General features: G+C 71.1%; 16 protein-coding genes. 6 read left to right on the plus strand and 10 right to left on the minus strand.

Annotation, left to right across the window (positions count from 1 at the left end; all coding sequences use genetic code 11):
* Nucleotides 1-97 precede the first annotated feature (97 nt).
* From AB0I21_RS55335 to AB0I21_RS55355, 5 genes are all read right to left on the minus strand, one after another.
* A complete protein-coding gene (locus AB0I21_RS55335) occupies nucleotides 98-604 on the minus strand; it encodes a hypothetical protein (protein WP_360573785.1) in 507 nt (168 codons plus the stop codon).
* A gap of 66 nt (nucleotides 605-670) precedes the next feature.
* A complete protein-coding gene (locus AB0I21_RS55340; RefSeq protein ID WP_360573787.1) occupies nucleotides 671-1,234 on the minus strand; it encodes a GrpB family protein in 564 nt (187 codons plus the stop codon).
* A gap of 43 nt (nucleotides 1,235-1,277) precedes the next feature.
* A complete protein-coding gene (locus AB0I21_RS55345; RefSeq protein WP_360573789.1) occupies nucleotides 1,278-1,856 on the minus strand; it encodes a DNA-3-methyladenine glycosylase I in 579 nt (192 codons plus the stop codon).
* A gap of 21 nt (nucleotides 1,857-1,877) precedes the next feature.
* Complete coding sequence (locus tag AB0I21_RS55350) at nucleotides 1,878-2,366, minus strand: SRPBCC family protein (protein WP_360573791.1); 489 nt, start codon at nucleotides 2,364-2,366, stop codon at nucleotides 1,878-1,880.
* Nucleotides 2,363-2,887 carry a DivIVA domain-containing protein gene (locus AB0I21_RS55355; protein ID WP_360573793.1) on the minus strand — a complete coding sequence of 175 codons (525 nt, stop codon included), beginning with the start codon at nucleotides 2,885-2,887 and terminating at the stop codon, nucleotides 2,363-2,365. Before AB0I21_RS55355 ends, AB0I21_RS55350 begins: the two co-directional genes overlap by 4 nt.
* A 73-nt stretch (nucleotides 2,888-2,960) precedes the next feature.
* Between AB0I21_RS55355 and folP the strand changes: the two genes are divergently transcribed.
* On the plus strand, nucleotides 2,961-3,824 hold the full coding sequence (folP, locus tag AB0I21_RS55360) for a dihydropteroate synthase (protein WP_344512102.1): 864 nt from the start codon (nucleotides 2,961-2,963) through the stop codon (nucleotides 3,822-3,824).
* Nucleotides 3,825-3,864: 40 nt separating this feature from the next.
* Here the strand turns inward: folP and AB0I21_RS55365 are convergent, their stop codons facing one another.
* Nucleotides 3,865-4,251, minus strand: a complete 387-nt coding sequence (locus AB0I21_RS55365; protein ID WP_360573796.1) for an NADH-quinone oxidoreductase subunit A — start codon at nucleotides 4,249-4,251, stop codon at nucleotides 3,865-3,867.
* A gap of 130 nt (nucleotides 4,252-4,381) precedes the next feature.
* On the opposite strand from AB0I21_RS55365, the gene AB0I21_RS55370 reads away from it, so the two are divergent.
* From AB0I21_RS55370 to AB0I21_RS55380, 3 genes are all read left to right on the plus strand, one after another.
* On the plus strand, nucleotides 4,382-5,761 hold the full coding sequence (locus tag AB0I21_RS55370; protein WP_360573798.1) for a hypothetical protein: 1,380 nt from the start codon (nucleotides 4,382-4,384) through the stop codon (nucleotides 5,759-5,761).
* A 195-nt stretch (nucleotides 5,762-5,956) separates the two neighbouring features.
* Nucleotides 5,957-7,804, plus strand: a complete 1,848-nt coding sequence (locus AB0I21_RS55375; protein WP_354901406.1) for a 2-oxoacid:acceptor oxidoreductase subunit alpha — start codon at nucleotides 5,957-5,959, stop codon at nucleotides 7,802-7,804.
* The gene (locus AB0I21_RS55380; protein WP_360573800.1) at nucleotides 7,797-8,825 is read left to right on the plus strand and encodes a 2-oxoacid:ferredoxin oxidoreductase subunit beta; all 1,029 of its coding nucleotides are present in this window, start codon (nucleotides 7,797-7,799) and stop codon (nucleotides 8,823-8,825) included. The genes AB0I21_RS55375 and AB0I21_RS55380 overlap by 8 nt, the downstream gene beginning before the upstream one ends.
* A gap of 159 nt (nucleotides 8,826-8,984) precedes the next feature.
* Here the strand turns inward: AB0I21_RS55380 and AB0I21_RS55385 are convergent, their stop codons facing one another.
* Both AB0I21_RS55385 and AB0I21_RS55390 read right to left on the minus strand, forming a co-directional pair.
* Nucleotides 8,985-11,681, minus strand: a complete 2,697-nt coding sequence (locus AB0I21_RS55385) for an adenylate/guanylate cyclase domain-containing protein (protein ID WP_360573802.1) — start codon at nucleotides 11,679-11,681, stop codon at nucleotides 8,985-8,987.
* A 268-nt stretch (nucleotides 11,682-11,949) separates the two neighbouring features.
* Nucleotides 11,950-12,162 carry a zinc ribbon domain-containing protein gene (locus AB0I21_RS55390; RefSeq protein ID WP_344512094.1) on the minus strand — a complete coding sequence of 71 codons (213 nt, stop codon included), beginning with the start codon at nucleotides 12,160-12,162 and terminating at the stop codon, nucleotides 11,950-11,952.
* A gap of 247 nt (nucleotides 12,163-12,409) precedes the next feature.
* Here AB0I21_RS55390 and AB0I21_RS55395 point away from each other — a divergent pair, with 247 nt between their 5' ends.
* Together AB0I21_RS55395 and AB0I21_RS55400 are read left to right on the plus strand one after the other, a co-directional pair.
* Nucleotides 12,410-13,366, plus strand: a complete 957-nt coding sequence (locus tag AB0I21_RS55395; RefSeq protein WP_360573804.1) for a lytic murein transglycosylase — start codon at nucleotides 12,410-12,412, stop codon at nucleotides 13,364-13,366.
* 78 nt (nucleotides 13,367-13,444) lie between these two features.
* Nucleotides 13,445-14,440, plus strand: a complete 996-nt coding sequence (locus AB0I21_RS55400) for a GNAT family N-acetyltransferase (protein ID WP_360573810.1) — start codon at nucleotides 13,445-13,447, stop codon at nucleotides 14,438-14,440.
* A gap of 156 nt (nucleotides 14,441-14,596) precedes the next feature.
* Here the strand turns inward: AB0I21_RS55400 and AB0I21_RS55405 are convergent, their stop codons facing one another.
* Both AB0I21_RS55405 and AB0I21_RS55410 read right to left on the minus strand, forming a co-directional pair.
* On the minus strand, nucleotides 14,597-16,702 hold the full coding sequence (locus tag AB0I21_RS55405; RefSeq protein ID WP_360573806.1) for a ThuA domain-containing protein: 2,106 nt from the start codon (nucleotides 16,700-16,702) through the stop codon (nucleotides 14,597-14,599).
* Between the two features lie 60 nt (nucleotides 16,703-16,762).
* Nucleotides 16,763-18,940 (minus strand): carbohydrate-binding protein (locus AB0I21_RS55410; protein ID WP_360573808.1); only part of this gene is annotated, 2,178 nt, incomplete at its 5' end.

Raw genomic sequence — 18,940 nt, forward strand, 5'->3', positions numbered from 1 at the left:
CTTAGAGTGACCACCCTCTATACCGGAGCTCCGCTGCTTCACGTCTCAGACACGCCCTTGACGAACCACCGAACCACCTAACTGAACGGCGTTGGTTCTAGTCCTCTTCAGGATCCTGGTTGGCCTCGGCGCCGAGCACGAACGCCTGCATGGCGAGCTCGTCGCCGGCCGGCCAGACGAACGCGGGCAGCTCGGCCGGGCCGAGGTCGCGCACGTAGGTCCAGAACTCCCGCACCGCCTCGCCCGGCGACGCCGCCTCGATCGGCAGGTCGACGCTCACCAGCCAGGTCCGCTTCGCCTCGGGCTGCTTCGTCGCGCTCGTGACCTCCCGCGCGACCGCGACGAACGCCGCCTCGTCCAGGCGGTGCTCGCCCTGCTCCAGGCTCCCGCCGAACGGCACCGGCGCCGCGATCAGGTCCACGGTGTAGCGCAGGTGCCCCTCACCGTCGGCCCGGGCGACGCCGAACACCACGGGCGGCTCGACCGCCGCGACCAGCAGCGCCTCGTCCCCGGCGGGAAGCGTGGTCCCCGGCACGACCGGCGAGGCGTAGAGCCGCTCCTGCTCGTACCGCTCCCCGGAGACAACCACCGCCCACTTCGCCATGCCCCCATTCCACCATCCGGCCGTGATCGACAGCAGCCGGGCCTGCGGGAGTCGTGAGACAGGCGACTACCGCTCCTCGACGGTCCAGCCGGTCTGGTCGGCCCACTGCTCGGCGCGGTCGAGCATGTCGAAGATGAAGTCGGTCTTGGCGCGGGTGTAGCCCTCGCGATCGTCGGCGAAGCGGACGGCGAGGCGGCGCTTCACCTGGGCATAGGCGTCGGCGGCGAGGTCGTGGTTGCGCAGGAAGTCGACGAAGAGCAGCTGGACCCGCTCGTGCGAGGAGCCGCGCGACGTGACGTGGACGTGCCGGGTGCGCGGCGGTGTGGCCGGGCGGTAGAACGACCAGGAGGCGGCCGGGTCGCGGTGGGCCAGGGCCATGCCGGTCGACTCGACCGCGGGGCGGTAGCCGTCGCGGTCATGCTCGTCGGCGACGACGACCAGGATGTCGATGACGTTCTTCGCGGCGAGGCCCGGAACGGCCGTGGAGCCGATGTGCTCGATGCGCAGCGCCACCGGGCCGAGTGCGTCGGCCAGCTCGTCGCGGTAATAGGCGAACTTCGCGGGCCAGTTCGGGTCATATTCGACCAGTTCGAGTGGACCCCCGTAGTCGGCGGCGAACTCGGCGGTCATCAGTCCACACTCCAGTCACTCACCGGGCGGTCGTCAGTCCGGATCATGGCCGGTCGAGCTGCACAAAACAAGTGGCGAGATGATCGTCGACCATGCCGGTGGCCTGCATGAGGGCATAAGCCGTCGTCGGGCCGACGAACCTGAACCCGTGCCGCTTCAGGGCCTTGGCCAGCGCTTTTGACTGGTCGGTCGAGGCCGGCACCTCGGCGAAGCTGGCGGGGCGGGCGGCTCGCGGCTCGGGTGCGAAGGACCACAGCAGCGCGGCGATCCCGTCGGGGAGGTCGGCGGCGGCGCGGGCATTGGCGACGGCGGCCTCGATCTTCGCCCGGTTGCGCACGATGCCGGCGTCGCCGAGGAGCCGCTCGACGTCGGCCTCGCCGAACTCGGCGACCTTGGCGATGTCGAAGTCCGCGAACGCGGCGCGGAACGCGGGCCGCTTGCGCAGGATCGTGATCCACGACAGGCCGGACTGGAAGGCCTCCAGGGTGAGCCGCTCGAAGAGCCCGTTGTCGTCGCGGACGGGCCGGCCCCACTCGGTGTCGTGATAGACCGCGTAATCGGGCGTCGAGGCGCCCCACGCACACCTGGCGAGCCCGTCGTCGCCCACCACCACATCAACCACGCCCCGCAATGTACTGCAGGCCTACGACAGTTTCCCCGTCTCGACGAGCCGGGCGAAGCGTCGCAGGGCACCGGTGAGGCTGACCTTGGAGCCGGGCCAGAGGACCGGCCAGGCCGCCTTCCCGGCGGCCCCGGCCGGCAGGTGGAACCATTCGTGCCAGACGACCTGGGTGCGGTTGCTGCCCAGCGGCGTGCAGCGCAGGACCCCGGGGCCGCGCAGCACCTTGCCGTGGTGCACGACGCGGACCTCGTACGGGGGATCGACCTTCACCACCCGCATGAGGTCGCGCAGCGCGGCCGGTCCGACACGCGTGACGGCCTCGATCGAGCTGCCCTCGCCGCCGTCCCCGGACAGGACCCGGACCGTGGTGAACGGGATCCAGTCGCTCTGCCGGGGCCAGTCGATGAGCGCGGCGAAGACCCGCTCGGCGGGCGCCCGGACGATCACCGTCGCGGTCACCTCGCCGGTGCCGGGCCGGGCGGCCTCGTCGTCGAAGGACGAATCGGTCACTTCACCACCGGGGAGGGCGCGCCCCAGGTGTGCGCGGTGCTGTCGTCGTCGGTGGCCCGCTTGTCCAGGTCGACGACGGCGGGCTCGGCCGCCGACTCCGACTCGGACTCCGAGTCGGACGAGCCGGACGGCGAGGACAGCACGACGTTGCCGCCGGCACCGGTGACCGCGGCCTCGCGGGCGTCGCGCAGCGCGTCGGCGTCCTCGGTGCGCCCGTCGCGCAGCGCCTTGACCTCGGCCTCGAGGACCTGGATCAGCTCCTCCTTGTAGCCGATGTCATAGCCGGCGCGGCGCAGCGCCGCGTCGACCTGCGCCATCCGGTACCCGCGGAGGGTGGTGTCGAAGCGGACCTGCCCGACGTCGCCCTCGACCAGGGGGCGGGAGGACGGCAGGGGCACCGCGCGCCCGTCGGGCTCGTGACCTTCGATCCCCGGGTCGTCGCCGGTGATCAACAAGGACACGCCGAACCCGATGGCCCCGACGACCACGGCGGCGATCAACACCAGGAGGAACTCAGCCATAGGGGGAATCGTGGCACGCTGACTGGGCGCGGGCGACCCCGGCACACCCATCTGAAGGAAAGACGGAGGATCCATGATGTTTCGGCTGGGCGGCCGGCAGTTCACCGACAGTGACTACGCGGTGATGGCGATCGTGAACCGGACGCCGGACTCGTTCTTCGACAAGGGCGCGACGTTCGCCGAGGACGCGGCGCTGCGGGCGGTCGAGGCGGCGGTCGGCGAGGGCGCGGACATCATCGATATCGGCGGGGTGAAGGCCGGCCCGGGCAGCACCGTGGACGCCGCGGAGGAGCTGCGCCGGACGCTGCCGACGGTCGCGAAGGTCCGGGAGCGCTTCCCTGACGTGGTCATCTCCATCGACACGTGGCGGGCGGAGGTGGCCCGGGAGGTGATCGCGGCCGGCGCGGACCTGATCAACGACACGTGGGCGGGCGCCGACCCGGACCTCGCCGTCGTCGCCGCGGAGACCGGCGCGGGCCTGGTCTGCTCCCACGCCGGCGGGCTCACCCCGAGGACCCGCCCGCATCGGGTGGCGTTCGCGGATCCCGTCGAGGATGTCGTACGGACAGTCACGGCCCTCGCCGAGCGGGCGGTCGCCCTGGGGGTCCGCAGGGACGGCATCCTCATCGATCCGGCGCACGACTTCGGGAAAAACACACGGCACTCGCTCGCCATCACCAACCGGCTCGGCGAGATGACCGCGACCGGCTGGCCCGTGCTGGTGGCGCTGTCGAACAAGGACTTCATCGGCGAGACCCTCGACCTGCCGGTCGGCGAGCGCCTGGAGGGCACCCTGGCGGCCACGGCGGTGTCGGCGTGGCTGGGCGCGCGGGTCTTCCGGGCCCACCAGGTGCGGGCGACCCGCCGGGTCCTGGACACGGTGGCGGCGATCAGGGGCGACCGGCAGCCCGCGGTCGCCCGGCGCGGCCTGGCCTGAACCGGGCCTGAACCGGGCCTGATCCAGGCAAGGACCCGCGTCAGGTCCAGCGCAGGATGCGCTTGCGCCACGCGTAGAGGATCCCCAGGGCGAGGACCGCCACGAAGATCGCCATCTCGACGACCGCGGCGGTCCCGAACCCGGGCCGGTCGAAGATCACGGCCCAGGGGAAGAGGAACACGCTCTCCACCGCGAACAGTGCGTACAGGAACGCGTACACGTAGTACCGGATCTGCGCCTGCGCCCAGTCGCCGCCCACCGGATCGAGCCCGCATTCGTAGGTGTCGAACTTCGCGGCGGTCGCCCCGCTGTCCGCCGATCGGCGCGGTCCCAGCAGCCGAGCGGTCGTAAAGGCGGCCACAAAAACGCCGGCACCGACCAGAAGCAGGAGGCCGAGCGTCGCATAACCACCTAGATAGCCACTCACGACACGCACCGTACTCGCATAACCACGAACTCCGACATGCCGAAACCAGAACTTGTCTAGATAATGGGCTTCTTTGCCGCACGGCAATCAAGCAGCAAGCGGACCGCCGCCAGGATACGAGGACGCCCCCATGGAAGCACCCGCGCGCCGCCGCGCCCGGCTTCGTGCTGCCTTCGTCGCGCTGAGCACCTCCTGCGCGTTGCTCTTCACGCTCACCCCGGCCGCGTACGCGGAGCCGGACCCGGAGGAGTCGACCACGGCGCCGACGGATCCGCCGGTCACCACGGAGCCGCCGACACCGCCGGCCTCGCCGACCGAGAATCCGACGACGCAGTCCCCGGCGCCGCGCCCGACGACCAAGGCACCGCCGCCACCGGCGCAGAAGGTGCGCAAGTTCACGGTGTCGGTGAGCGACGTGGTCCTCGGCGACGCGTACTGGCAGGGCAACGGCGCCTCGAAGCTGGTCGTCTCGGTCCAGAACCTCGGCGAGACCCCGGAGACCATCACCGGCTTCTACACCTTCCCCAGCGGGACCCGCGCGACCGGCGGCTACGGCATCGACGGCTGCCGGACCAGCAACGGCACCCTGAGCTTCTCCTGCCCGCTCGCGCCGGGGAAGATCGGCCGGGTCGTGGTCGACGTCGACGTCGCGCCGGACGCCTGGCGGCTGTCCGGGTCCGGCAACGTGACGGCCGTGATGGAGAACTTCCCGGAGAAAGTGCGGAACTTCTCAATCACGTTCAGCACGAAGCCCCCGGTGCCCGGCATCGAGTTGACAGCCGACCCCTTGACCCTCCCGGCGCAGGCGACGCCGCGCACCGAAACCGCCACGCTCCAGGTCAAGCTGCGCAATACCGGCTCGGCGAAGGCCGCCGGCGCGGTCGAGGTGGTCACCCCGCCCGGGGTCGACGTGGTGTCGTTCCCGAGCGTCTGCCGGGCACAGCGGAAGCTGTCGCCCGAGCGGTCGCGCTGCGAGCTGGGCGACGTCGCCGCGGGCAAGGAGGTGCCGGCCGGTTTCGTGCTGTCGATCAGCGCCTCCGCCCGGGCCGAGGTGCCGCTGACGGGCGCGGTGCACGGCTACCTGGCGCCGATCGGCCTGGATCCGGTCGAGACCCGCACCGACTACAAGATCACCGGTCCGCCGCTCGCCGGCGAGGTGGAGCTCCCCACCGACGCCCCGGTGTCGCCGGTGGCCGTGACCGGCAGCCAGCTGTCCAGCCTGCCGTTCATCGGCGGGATCATCGGACTGGTCGCGCTGGTGGGGTTCCTGGTCGTGTTCTCGCTGCGGCGACGCCTGCGGGACGAGTCCGCGACCACCGATGCGCCCGGCATGCGAGACGATTCCGGTCCACGGGACGATGCGTCCCAGAGATTGGTACCGGAGCCGCGAAGAAGTGACGAAGATCTACCGCCGCTGCCCCAGCGCACGCCGATGCCCAGGTCATTGACGCTGCCGAGGCTGCCGAAGGGCCCCGTCGCGGGCTCCAGCTTCCGGCAGCCGGAGGAGTAAGCGCAGAATAGTGGTGTTTGCGCGGTTCGACGTCAGCCGCACAAATCCGGGATCCGACGCACAGCGGCACCTGCGAAGGCGGCAGGCGCGGACCTTCGACGTACCCTCTGAGTGACAGAAGGATCGGGCCGGCTCGACGATGTCGTCGCACCACCGCATCCCCGCTCCGCCGGCTTAAACAGGAGGTCAGCTCACGTGACCAAGCAGGTCCGCCAGCTGGATCGAGTGGTCATCAGGTTCGCTGGCGACTCCGGCGACGGCATGCAGCTCACCGGTGACCGTTTCACGTCGGAAACCGCGCAGCTCGGCAACGACATCTCGACCTTGCCCAACTTCCCCGCGGAGATCCGCGCGCCCGCCGGCACCCTGCCGGGCGTGTCGAGCTTCCAGGTCCACTTCGCCGACTTCGACATCCTGACGCCGGGCGACGCACCCAACGTCCTGGTGGCGATGAACCCGGCGGCGCTGAAGGCCAACCTCGCCGACCTGCCCAAGGGCGCCTCGATCATCGTCAACACCGACGAGTTCACGAAGCGCAACCTGGCGAAGGTCGGCTACGCCAGCAACCCGCTCGAGGACGGCTCGCTCGAGGGCTGGGCCGTCGCGCCGGTCGGGCTGACGTCGATGACCGTGAAGGCGCTGGAGTCGCACGGCGTGTCGAAGAAGGACGCCGAGCGGGCCAAGAACATGTTCGCCCTCGGCCTCCTGTCGTGGATGTACTCCCGCCCGCACGAGTCGACGCTGCGCTTCCTGGAGCGCAAGTTCGCCGCCCGGCCGGAGCTCGTCGCCGCCAACATCGCCGCCTTCAACGCGGGGTGGAACTTCGGCGAGACGACCGAGGCGTTCGCGGTCCGCTACGAGGTCAAGCCCGCCAAGATGACCGCGGGCAACTACCGCAACATCACCGGCAACGCCGCGCTCGCTCTCGGTGTCGTCGCGGCAGGTGTACGGGCGGAGCTGCCCGTCTTCCTGGGCGCGTACCCGATCACGCCCGCGTCGGACATCCTGCACGAGCTGAGCAAGCACAAGAAGTTCGGCGTGACGACGGTGCAGGCCGAGGACGAGATCGCCGCGATCGGCGTGGCCCTCGGCGCGTCCTACGGCGGCGCGCTGGGCGTGACGACCACGTCGGGCCCGGGTGTCGCCCTCAAGGGCGAGACCATCTCCCTCGCGGTGGCCCTGGAGCTGCCGCTGCTCATCATCGACGTGCAGCGGGCCGGCCCGTCCACCGGCCTGCCGACCAAGACCGAGCAGGCCGACCTCAACATGGCGCTGTTCGGCCGGCACGGCGAGGCCCCGGTGGCGGTCATCGCGCCGCGCTCCCCCGCCGACTGCTTCAACGCCGCGATCGAGGCGGCCCGGATCGCGCTGACCTACCGCACCCCGGTGATCCTGCTCTCCGACGGGTACATCGCCAACGGCTCCGAGCCGTGGCGGCTGCCGGAGGTCGCGGACCTGCCGGACCTGCGGACCGAGTTCGCGACCGAGCCCAACAGCGAGGACGGCACGACGTTCCTGCCGTACCTGCGCGACCCGGTGACCCTCGCCCGCCCGTGGGCGGTCCCCGGCACGCCCGGCCTGGAGCACCGCATCGGCGGCCTGGAGAAGGCCGACAAGACCGGCGACATCTCCTACGACCCCGCCAACCACGACTTCATGGTGCGCACCCGCGCCGCCCGGATCGAGGGCATCGAGGTGCCCGACGTCGAGGTCGAGGACCCCGACGGCACCGCCCGCGTGCTGGTGCTCGGCTGGGGCTCCACCTACGGCCCGATCGGCGCCGCCGCGCGGGCCCTGCGCCAGCGCGGGCTGCCGATCGCGCAGGCGCACCTGCGGCACCTGTCGCCGATGCCGAAGAACCTCGGCGCGGTGCTCGCGGCCTACGACAAGGTCGTCATCCCCGAGATGAACCTCGGCCAGCTGGCCGGCGTCATCCGTTCGAAGTTCCTGATCGACGCGATCGCGTACAACCAGGTCCGCGGCCTGCCCTTCACCGCCGCGGAGCTGGAGTCCGTGCTGGAGGAAGTGGTCAAGAATGCCTGAGGCACTCAAGCTGACGATGAAGGACTTCAAGTCCGACCAGGAGGTGCGCTGGTGCCCCGGCTGCGGGGACTACGCGATCCTGGCCGCGGTCCAGTCGTTCATGCCGGAGCTCGGCATCCCGCGCGAGCGGATCGTCTTCGTCTCCGGCATCGGCTGCTCGTCGCGCTTCCCGTACTACATGAACACCTACGGCATGCACTCGATCCACGGCCGCGCGCCGGCGATCGCGAGCGGCCTGTCGGTGTCCCGCCCCGACCTGTCGGTGTGGGTGGTGACCGGCGACGGAGACGCGCTGTCGATCGGCGGCAACCACCTGATCCACGCGCTGCGCCGCAACGTCAACCTGAAGATCCTGCTGTTCAACAACAAGATCTACGGCCTGACGAAGGGGCAGTACTCGCCCACGTCGGAGATCGGCAAGATCACGAAGTCGACGCCGGCGGGCTCGGCGGACTCGCCGTTCAACCCGATCTCCCTGGCCCTGGGCGCGGAGGCGAGCTTCGTCGCCCGCACCATCGACTCCGACCGCAAGCACCTGCAGTCGGTGCTGCGGGCCGCGGCCGATCACCGCGGGTCGGCGTTCGTGGAGATCTACCAGAACTGCAACATCTTCAACGACGGCGCGTTCGACGCGCTGAAGGAGCCCGCCACCAGGGACGACTTCACGATCCGCCTGGAGCACGGCCAGCCGATCACGTTCGGCAAGGACGGCGAGTGGGCGGTGACGCACCCGCCGGGCGGCTTCGGCCTGTCGGTGGTGCCGACGGCGTCGGCGGCGCCGGAGGAGATCGTCGTGCACGACGAGTCGGTCGCCGAGCCTGCGTACGCGTTCGCGCTGTCCCGGCTGCCGGGCCTCGACCTGCGCAACACGCCGATCGGGGTGTTCCGCAATGTGGAGCGGCCCGCCTACGACGACCTGGTCCGCGACCAGCTCACCACGGCGAAGGCCAAGGCGAAGGGCACCCCCGAGGAGGAGCTCGGCGCCCTGCTCAACAGCGGCGACACGTGGACGATCCTGTAGACCGTCCTGTACACGATCCTGTAGGCAACCTGTACAGGAGCCGATGCGTCTGAAGAGGTAGCGCACCGACACGTCGGTGAGCCCTCCCTGAGGTGGGGTGGCAGTGCAACGGGGTAATCCCCCGGCGGGCTGTCACCCCATCTGGCTGTCCGGCTCCGGCTATTCGGCGGCGGAGAAGCGGATCGAGCCGGCCACCAGGTCCGGGTGCTCGATCGTCAGGGCCAGGGCCACCGACTCCTCCAGGCTCAGCGCGCCACCGGCGGCGTAGGCCTCGTCGAAGTCCGCGTCGCCCATCGCGGTGCGCAGCGCGGCCTGCTGCTCCGTCCAGTACGCGCCGAACCCGCCGGCGGAGCAGCGCAGCCGCACCCTGGCCGCCTGGGCGGCGCCGAAGAGCCGCGCCGCGGTGCCGGTCTCGCCGGCGAGGGAGCAGCGCACCGCGATCGCCATCAGCGCCTCGCACACCCGCAGGTGGAAGCCGAAGCTCATCCGCGACCGCAGCGCCACGATCAGGTGGTCGTGCGCCGCGACCAGGTCGCCGCGGGACAGCGCGACCATGCCGAGCAGCATGTCGACGGTGCGCCGGCCGCGCTCCGTCGGGCGGGAGTTCTCCAGCGTGCGAGCGGACGCCAGCAGGTCGGCGGCCTCGTCGAGCGCGCCACGGCGCCACAGCAGCTGCGCGAGGGCGTAGACGGCGAAGAGCGTCTCCCCCGCGACGCCCTGCTCCTCGGCGAGGGCGATCACCTCCCGGCAGCCGCGCTCCGCCTCGTCGAAGCGGCCCATGTCCAGCAGCGGCGCGCCCCGCCCGGCGAGCACCCGCGCGAGCAGCCCGGGGTCGCCGGCCCGGCGCGCCGCGGCCTCGGCCCGCTGCGAGAAACGCAGCTCCTCGACCGTCTCACCGTCGGCGCCCGCGTGCAGGGAGTGCATGTGGTAGGCCGCCGCGAGCTCCGTGTCGGGGACGGGCTCACCGGTCGCGCTGATCCGCTCGTACAGGCGGAACAGCCACATGCGACCCTCACGGACCAGGCCGCGCTCCCGCCACCACTGGTCGAGCGCGCCGGCGACGGCGAGGCCCTGCCGGGCGCTGCCGCGGGTCACGGTCCAGTGCAGGGCCGCCCGCAGCTCGTCGGCGAGCGGGTCGAGGGTGTAGAGCGACAGCGTGACGGGCCGCCCCTCGGCGTCGACGTGGGCGTCGTGCGCGGCCTGGAGGCACCAGGCGACGTGCCGCTCCCGGGCCGGCTCCTCCTCGCCGGCCTCGACGAGGAGCCGGGCGGCGTAGGCGCGGATCGGGTCGAGCATGCGATAGGTCGCGTTCGTCGCGCCGGCCTCCGCCTGCAGCAGGGACTTGTCGACGAGGGTCGCGAGCGGGTCGAGGGGGTCGCCGTCGTGCAGCCACTCGATCGCGGGCAGGTCGACGGGGCTGGCGAAGACCGACAGCCGGCGCAGCAGCCGGGCGGCGCGGTCGTCGAGCGTCCGGTACGACCAGTCCACGGCGGCCTGCATCGTGCGGTGCCGGTTGCCGGGGACGTCGGCGTCGGCCGGGGCGCCGCGGCCGGCGTCCAGGGTGCCGAGGACGTCGTCGATGCGGGCCGCGAGCTGCGCGGCGGACAGCAGCCGCAGCCGCGCCGCGGCGAGCTCCAGCGCGAGCGGCAGCCCTTCCAGGGCCTCGGCGACCCGGGTGAGCTGGGCGATGTCGCCGGGCTCGGCAGGCCGGCCGCCCCGCGCGGCGGAGGCCCGGTCGACCAGCAGCGCGACGGCGTCGCTGAACCCGCCGCCGCTGGCCGCCTCGACCGACAGCGGCGGGATCCGCCAGACGACCTCGCCGGCGAGGCCGAGTGGCTCGCGGCTGGTCGCCAGGACGGTGACCTCCGGTCCGGTGGACAGCAGCCGCGACACGAGCCGGCGGGCCGCGGGCAGCTGCGCGTCGGACGTGTCGAGCAGGAACAGCATCCGCCGGTCGCGGACGTGGTCGGCGAGGGTCTGGATGACGGGCCGGCCCGGCTCGGGGCGCAGCCCGACGGCGGCCGCGACGGCGACGTCGACGAGGTCGCTGGTCGCGACGGCGCTGAGGTCGGTGAACCAGACCCCGTCGCGGAACTGCTCGACGAGCTCACCGGCGGCCTCGACGGCGAGGCGGGTCTTGCCGGCGCCGCCGGCGCCGACGACGGTGACGAGGCGGTGGGCGCCGACGAGGTCGCGCACGGCGGCGCGTTCGGCGGCGCGGCCGATGAACCGGGTCGTCTGCACCGGCAGGTTGTGGGCGGGCGCGTCGATGGTGCGCGGCCGGGGGAACTGGCGGTCCAGGCCCGGGGCGACCAGCTGGAAGATCCGCTCGCAGCCGTCGAAGCCGCGCAGCCGGTGCAGGCCCAGGTCGAGCAGGTAGGCGTCGTCGCCGAGGGCGTCGTCGAGCCCGCCGACGCGGCCGGCGGTGGCCGCGGAGCACAGGACCTGCCCGCCGTGGGCGGCGGCGGCGACGCGGGCCGCGCGGTGCACCTCCGGCGACGTGTACTCCCCGCCGTAGGGCTCGGCGAACCCGGTGTGCAGGCCCATGCGGACCCTCGGCCGGGCGTCGGACCCGTCGGGCGCGGCCGGCCAGTCGTGGGCGGCGAGCTCGCGCTGCGCCTCGATGCAGGCGGTGAGCGCGGCGGCGGCGTCGGCGAACGCGACGAAGAGCGAGTCACCCTCGGTGAAGAGTTCAACACCGTCCGCTTTGGACAGTGCGCGACGGATCACCTGCCGGTGCTCCTGGAGCACCGGCCGGTATCCCGTGCCGAGCATCTGGGCAAGTCGAGTCGAGCCCTCGATGTCGGTGAACAGGAATGTCACCAGCCCGCTGGGCAGATGCGTCCGCGCCGACACGTGAAACCCCGCCTCCCTTTTCAGGCGTGACCCATGTTTCCCCACCCCTGGGTCGCGCGCATCGTAGAAACGGTCCCCAACCAGTCGTCCTCAAGGTCGGACAGACGTTGGTCTGCACTCTTCCAAGCAGGTCAGCAAGCATACGGGGGTGAAGCTCGAGTGGGTTTCGCGTGACGTAACGACAACCTGACCGGCCGAGTTGTGGCACGCTGGGCCACAACATCAAAGCCGTCCGGCGGTTATTGCGAAACCGGCCCGTAACAATGCATCAACAACCGCACGAGCCGCCGCAACATCCACCACCGGAAGGACGCTGCGAGATGCCCGCGGCGTTGACACCATTGACGGCGACCGTCGACAGCAGCTTCACCGTGTCGTCGTGGCCCGCCGGACATGCGGCGTTCGCATTGGCTTCAGCCATCGGCCGCTGGACTTCGAACGTGTCGCCGCAGGCCCTGCACCGGTACTCGTAACGAGGCATCCCCACAGGTTAGGCGACGGTGACACGTGCGCGGCAAGTACGGAATACTCGACGGGTGGCACAGAACCGCGGTCCCCGGCCCGACGAGCACAAACCCACCACAGTGGACACACTCTCGGTGACCGCGATCCGCTCACCCGCGCCGGATGAGGACCCCGTCCCGGGGAATCCTCCGTCGAAACACGGTAAAAGAGCGGCGAAAAACGACAAATCCACCACCGACAATGCCGCGGCAGCCTCACCGAGCGTGCCGTCGCAGCGCCACGTCCCGAAGCACGCCGCGAAGGAGCCCGGCGACCCGGCGCCCACGACACCGGCACCCACGACCGCCGGGAAGCCGGACGCGCCCGCCGACGTCCTGCAGAGCCGGCCGGCCCGCTTCGAGGGGCTGCGGGTGTGGCTGCGCCGGCCCGGCGGCCGGATGCTCGTCACCGGCCTCGCGCTCGCCCTGGTGCTCGGCGCCGCCTACGCGTCCGGCAAGTACCTCGTCCCGGCCGTGTCCGAGCAGCGGGCCGGCAGCTCCGCCCCGCCGCCGCCGACCGCGACCCCGGGCGGGATCGAGACCGGCGACGCGCCCGTGCCGCAGACGCCGCCGACGACGTTCAGCCCGCCCGCCGGCACGAAGGAGCGCCCGTCGGACGTCCTGGCCGCGTGGGCCGGCCCCCGCGCGGTGAAGCTCAACATCCCGCCGGTGTCGCTGCAGGCGTACGGGTACGCGGAGCTGATCACCGCCCGCACCACCCCGGGCTGCAAGCTGACCTGGACCACCCTCGCCGGCATCGCGAAGATCGAGTCGGACCACGGCCGGACGGGCGGCTCGCTGGTGCAGGACGACGGCAAGTCGGTGCCGGCGATCATCGGCCCGCCGCTGGACGGGCAGAGCAACCGGCAGGCGATCAAGGACACCGACGGCGGCGCGATCGACACCGACAAGACCTGGGACCGGGCGGTCGGGCCGATGCAGTTCCTGCCGAGCACCTGGAAGCAGTACGGGATCGACGCCGACGCCGACGGGGTGACCGACGTCAACGACATCGACGACGCGGCCCTGACCGCGGCCGCGTACCTGTGCGCGGGCGGCCGCGACCTGTCCACGGTGGAGGGCTGGAACGCCGCCATCCGCTCGTACAACATCCCGGACGAGTACCGCACGGCGGTCTTCAACGCGACGAACGACTACGGCCGCCGGGACCGCACGGCGTAGATTCGCGTACATGAAAGGCCACGCTCTGCGGCGCGGTACTTCCGCTGAGCCACAAAGGTAGGCAAGCTTGACTCCGTGATGGTGCGCGAGTGGGACCCGGGGACCGCGACCGCGGCTGAGATCGAGGCGGTGCTGCGGTCCCTCAACGAGATCGTGGCGTTCGACGTGCCCGAGGATCCGCCGTGGCGCGACGTCAAGTTCCGGGAGTATCTCGCGGTCACGATGCCGGGCGAGCGGCGCACGTCGTGGCTGGCCGTCGACGAGTCCGGTGACGTGCTCGGCCACGCGAGCCTGCTCGCGCTGGAGGAGATCGGCGTGCTGGAGCTGTCGGTGCGCCCCGCGGCCCGCCGCGGGCACGTCGGCACGGCGCTGCTCGCCGCGGTGGCCCGCCGGGCCGCCGAGGAGGGCTTCGAGTCCGTCGGCGTCGAGGTGATCGGCGGCACCCCGAGCGTCAAGTTCTTCGAGTCGTTCGGCTTCGAGTGCGCGTTCATCGAGCAGCGCAACCTGCTGGACCTGGGCGGGGTCGACTGGCTGCGGCTGGGCGAGATGGCGGCCGGCATCGGCGCGGGCTACCGGGTCGAGTATCACCCTGGCGGCCCGCCGGAGCAGCACTACGCGGCCTACGCGGCGGCGAAGGAGGCGGCGCGGGCGTCCGTCGTGGCGGACCTGGAGCTGCGGCCCAGCTCCTACGACGCGGAGCGGCTACGGGCCAGCCTGGCGACGCTGCACGCGCGCGGTCTCAAGCCGTACATCGTCCTCGCGGTGCACGAGGCGTCCGACACGATCGCGGGGCTCACCGAGGTCGTCGTCCCGGCGCAGCGGCCGACCCGTGCCGACCAGTACGACACCATCGAGGTGCCGACACACCGTGGCTACGGCATCAGCCGGGCGATCAAGGCGCGGATGCTCTTCGAGCTGCGGGCCGCCGAGCCGCACCTGCTGGACGTGCAGACGTGGAACGCGACGGAGAACGAGCCGCTGCTGAAGGTCAACGCCGAGCTGGGCTTCAAGCCGGACCGCGAGTGGCGCGAGTACGACGCCGACGTCATCGACCTGCTCCGACGCCTGAAGTAAACGCATCAGCGAGGTGCCCAGGGGCCTTGGACAAAGGTCCCTTCCTTGGCACCCATTCAGCGCGGTCGCCTGCGTCTGCATGATCGGCGCCGGTCCGGAGCCAAACGGAAGGGCCCCGGGGCGCGTGCCCGGGGCCCTTCGTGGAGCAGGGGTTCGTTACGGCAGGGTCCACTTCTGGTTCGCCGGCACCGGCGAGACGCAGGTCCACAGGTGCACGACGGTGCTGTCCGCGGAGTTGTTGCCGGACACGTCGAGGCACTTGCCGGACTGTGTGTTGCGCAGCGTGCCGTCGGCGTTCGGCGCCCAGTTCTGCGCGCCGGAGCCGTTGCACGTCCACAGCTGGATCTTCGTGCCGTCGGCGCTGCCGCCACCGGACACGTCGAGGCACTTGCCGAGGGCCCGCAGGGTCTGGCCGTTGCGGGTCCAGGTCTGCGCGCCGGAGCCGTTGCAGGTGTACAGCTGGATCTGCGTGCCGTCGGCGGTGCCGCTGCTGCGGACGTCGAGGCACTTGCCGGCCAGGCCCTTGATCGGCCCGACCCCGGTCGGCGGCGTCGAACCCTTCACGAACGTGATGTCGTCGACGTCGAAGAGGCCGGTGCCCGTGCCGGTGAACGTGAGGAAGATGTTCGCGTTGCCCGACGGGACGCCGGTCAGCGTGGTGGTGACGTTGGCGTAGGTGTCCCAGCTACCGGTGTTCGGCACGTTCACGGTGCCGAGGATCGTGCCGGTCTGCGAGCCGTTACGGATCTGGATCTGGCCGCCGGGCCCGCCGGACACGACCCGCGCCCGGAAGGACGTGGCGCCGCCGACGTTCACGTTGTTGTAGCCGGCCCAGTCGCCCGGGTCGATGTAGCCGAGGGTCTGGCCGTTGTTGGCGCCGGCCTTGGTGAAGGCCTGCGCGCCGTTGACGGAGCTGAAGGACTCGGCCTGCACGGTCACGTCCGTCGACGGGTTCCCGCCGAGGTCCTTGATCCGGACGTTGCGGAACGAGGCCGTGTCGCCGCTGCCGTGGTTCTGGATGCCGATGTACCCGTCGAGGTTGCGGGCCGGGTCGGTGTTGGTGAAGTCGTTGATCAGGCTGCCGTTGAGGTACACCCGGATCCGCTGACCCTCGACGAGCAGCTCGTAGGTGTTCCACTCGCCGGCCGGGTTGAGCGCCGCGTCGCGGGCCGCGATGTCCGCGGACTTGAACGTGTAGATGGCGCCCGTGGTGCGGTCGGCGGCGTCGGTCGCGTCGATCTGGATCTCGTACCCCTGGTTGACGGCGACCCACGGGTCGGTGCCCGGGTTCGGGAAGCCGACGAAGATGCCGGAGTTGCTGTCACCGGTGAGCCGCCAGTCCGCCTTCAGCGAGTACGACGTGTACTGCTTCGCGCTGTACCAGAACAGGCCCATGCCGCCGACGGAGGTCAGCGTCGCGTCGCTGTTGGTGAAGCTGCCGGGGCCGGCCTGCGACCAGCCGGTCGTGGCGCCGTTGTAGATCGCGGTGTAGCCGCTCTCGGGACGGCAGTCCGCCTTGGCGCGCTTGGCGGCGTACCGGATGCCACCGAGGAGCTCGTTGCGGAAGTTGCCGTCGGAGTACGACTCCTGCGTGTGCCCGAAGCCGGTGTAGAACGACCGGCCGCTGTCGATCGTCTTGCACCAGGTGATCGGGTGGTCGGCGCCCATCGACCCGCCGGAGTAGGACGACTCGTCCAGCGTCGCCAGGACGCGGGCGCTGCTGCGCGGGTTGGTCTGGTAGTTGTACAGCTCGTCGGTGCGGGTCCAGGTCTGCGGCAGGTGCGCCGTGGCCGGGTGGGCCCGGTTCTCGGTCTTCGAGTTGACCTGCTGGATCGCCGGGTGCGAGGCGAACCACGCGCCGACGAGGTTGCCGTAGAACGGCCAGCTGTACTCGGTGTCCGCGGCCGCGTGGACACCGACGTATCCGCCGCCGCCGCGCACGTACGACTCGAACGCCGTCTGCTGCGTGTCGTTGAGCACGTCGCCGGTGGTGTTGAGGAAGACGACCGCCTCGTACTGCGCGAGGTTCGCCGTGGTGAACTTCGTCGCGTCCTCGGTGGCCGTCACGGTGAAGTTGTTCGCCGCGCCCAGCTGCTGGATCGCGGTGATGCCCGCCGGGATCGCGTCGTGGCGGAAGCCGGCGGTCTTGGAGAACACGAGCACGTCGTAGGGCGCGTCGGCGGCGACGGCCGGGCTGGCGGTGTACAGCGAGCATGCGGCGAGGGCGATGGCGGCGCCCGCTCCGGCGAGGATTCTGCGCACTGAATCTCCTTAGCAGGGAGGGAGGCGCCCGTGTGGCGGCACGGGCGCCCGATCACCTCGTTAGGGCAGGGTCCACTTCTGGTTGGCGGGTGCCGGACTGACGCAGGTCCACAGGTGCACGACCGTGCTGTCCGCGGAGTTGTTGCCGGACACGTCGAGGCACTTGCCCGACTGCGGGTTGCGCAGCGTGCCGTCGGCGTTCGGCGCCCAGTTCTGCGCGCCGGAGCCGTTGCACGTCCACAGCTGGATCTTCGTGCCGTCGGCGCTGCCGCCACCGGACACGTCCAGACACTTGCCGAGCGACTGGAGCGTCTGGCCGTTGCGGGTCCAGGTCTGCGCGTTGGTGCCGTTGCAGGTGTACAGCTGGATCTGCGTACCGTCGGCCGTGGCTGCGCTGCGCACGTCGAGGCACTTGCCGGCGAGCCCCTTGACCGGGCCGATGCCGCTGCTGCTGGTCGTGAAGGTGAAGCTGTCCACGTCGAACAGCGCGGCGGTGCCGGTGCCGGCGAACGTCACGAACAGCGACGTGGTGCCGGCCGGCGCGCCGGAGATCGGCGCGGTCACCGTCGTGAACGTCTCCCACGAGCCCGTCACCGGAATCGTCGCGGAGCCGATGATCGGGCCCGTCGCCGAGCCCGTGCGGAACTGCACGGTGCCACCGGTGCCGCCGGACGACGCCCGGACGGCGACACTCGTGGCGTTGTTCAGCTTGTACGGGTCGAACTGGATCCAGTCGCCGTTGTTGATGTCGCCGACCGTCTTGCCGCCCTCGGCCGTCGTCTTGGTGAACGTGTTGATGCCCGACGACGTCTTGAAGTGCTCCGCCTGCCGCTTGCGCGGCTGGAGGATGTTCTGCGCGTGGACGGTCAGCCCGCCCTTGTCGGTGTACTGCGCGTCGAAGATCGGGAAGATGTTCGCCGCGTCGTCGTGCTCACCGTCGACCGGGATGGTGATCGTGCCGGTGCAGCCGTTCTGCGAGGTGATCTGGTGGGCGTGCTGGTCGTGGCCGAGCACGTAGGTCATGGTGACCTTCGAGCAGTCGATCGTCCCGTCCTCGGGGTCGGTGACCGTGACGCTCCACGGCACGCTGTCGCCGAACGAGACCAACTGGCCCTTCGCCGGGGCGTTGACGACGACCGTCGGCGCGGTGTTGCCGACGCTGATCAGCACGCTGGACGTGGCCGGGGCGTTCTGGTTGTCCCGCACGGTCAGCGTCGCGGTGTAGTTGCCGTTGGTGTTGTACGTGTACGACGGGTTCGCCGCGGTCGAGTCCTGCGTGCCGTTGCCGTCGAAGTCCCACGAGTACGTCAGCGGACCGCCCTCCGGGTCGCTGGACCCGGCGGAGGAGAACGTCACCGCGAGCGGCGCCGCACCCGAGGTCTTGTTGGCGCTCGCGACGGCGGTCGGCGCGCGGTTGCCGCCACCCACGTAGTCGTAGCGGTACAGGGCCGAGTTGGCGTCGCCGTTGAAGTAGCCGGTGCCGTAGTCCAGGACGTACAGCGCGCCGTCGGGGCCGAACTGCATGTCCATGACCTGCTTGCCGCCCCACGGGAACGTGTCGATCGCGCCGCGGGTGCCGTCGCTGTTGACGACGATCGGCTTGATCCACCCGCGCCCGAACTCACCGGCGAAGAACATGCCGTTGAACGCGGCCGGCCACTTCGTCGCCGACGGGTTCGCGGCGTCGTAGCGGTACACGGGGCCGCCCATCGGCGACTCGGAGCCGCCGCCGAACTCGGTCGGGCTGCCGCTGTCGCCGCCGTACTTGATCCACGCCGGACGCGCCGCGGGCAGCGTGCCCAGGCCCGTGTTGCGGAACGAGTTGTTCGTCGGCCCGCCGGCGCAGTTGTACTTGGCGCCACCGGTGCCGGCGGCGAAGTCCCACTCGTTGTAGATCTCGGTGCTGGTGTTCGAGCCGGTGCAGTACGGCCAGCCGTAGTTGCCGGGCGACGTGATCCGGTTGAACTCGACCTGCCCGGACGGGCCGCGGTTGGCGTTGGTGGTGCCGGCGTCGGGGCCGTAGTCACCCACGTAGACGATGCCCGTGGCCTTGTCGACGCTCATCCGGAACGGGTTGCGGAAGCCCATCGCGTAGATCTCGGGCCGGGTGTTCGCGGTCCCCGGCGCGAACAGGTTCCCGGACGGGATGCTGTACGTGCCGTTGGCGTTGACCTTGATCCGCAGGATCTTGCCCCGCAGGTCGTTGGTGTTGCCCGCCGAGCGCTGCGCGTCGTAGGC

It is taken from the genome of Dactylosporangium sp. NPDC050588 (assembly GCF_040654975.1).
Taxonomy (GTDB): domain Bacteria; phylum Actinomycetota; class Actinomycetes; order Mycobacteriales; family Micromonosporaceae; genus Dactylosporangium; species Dactylosporangium maewongense.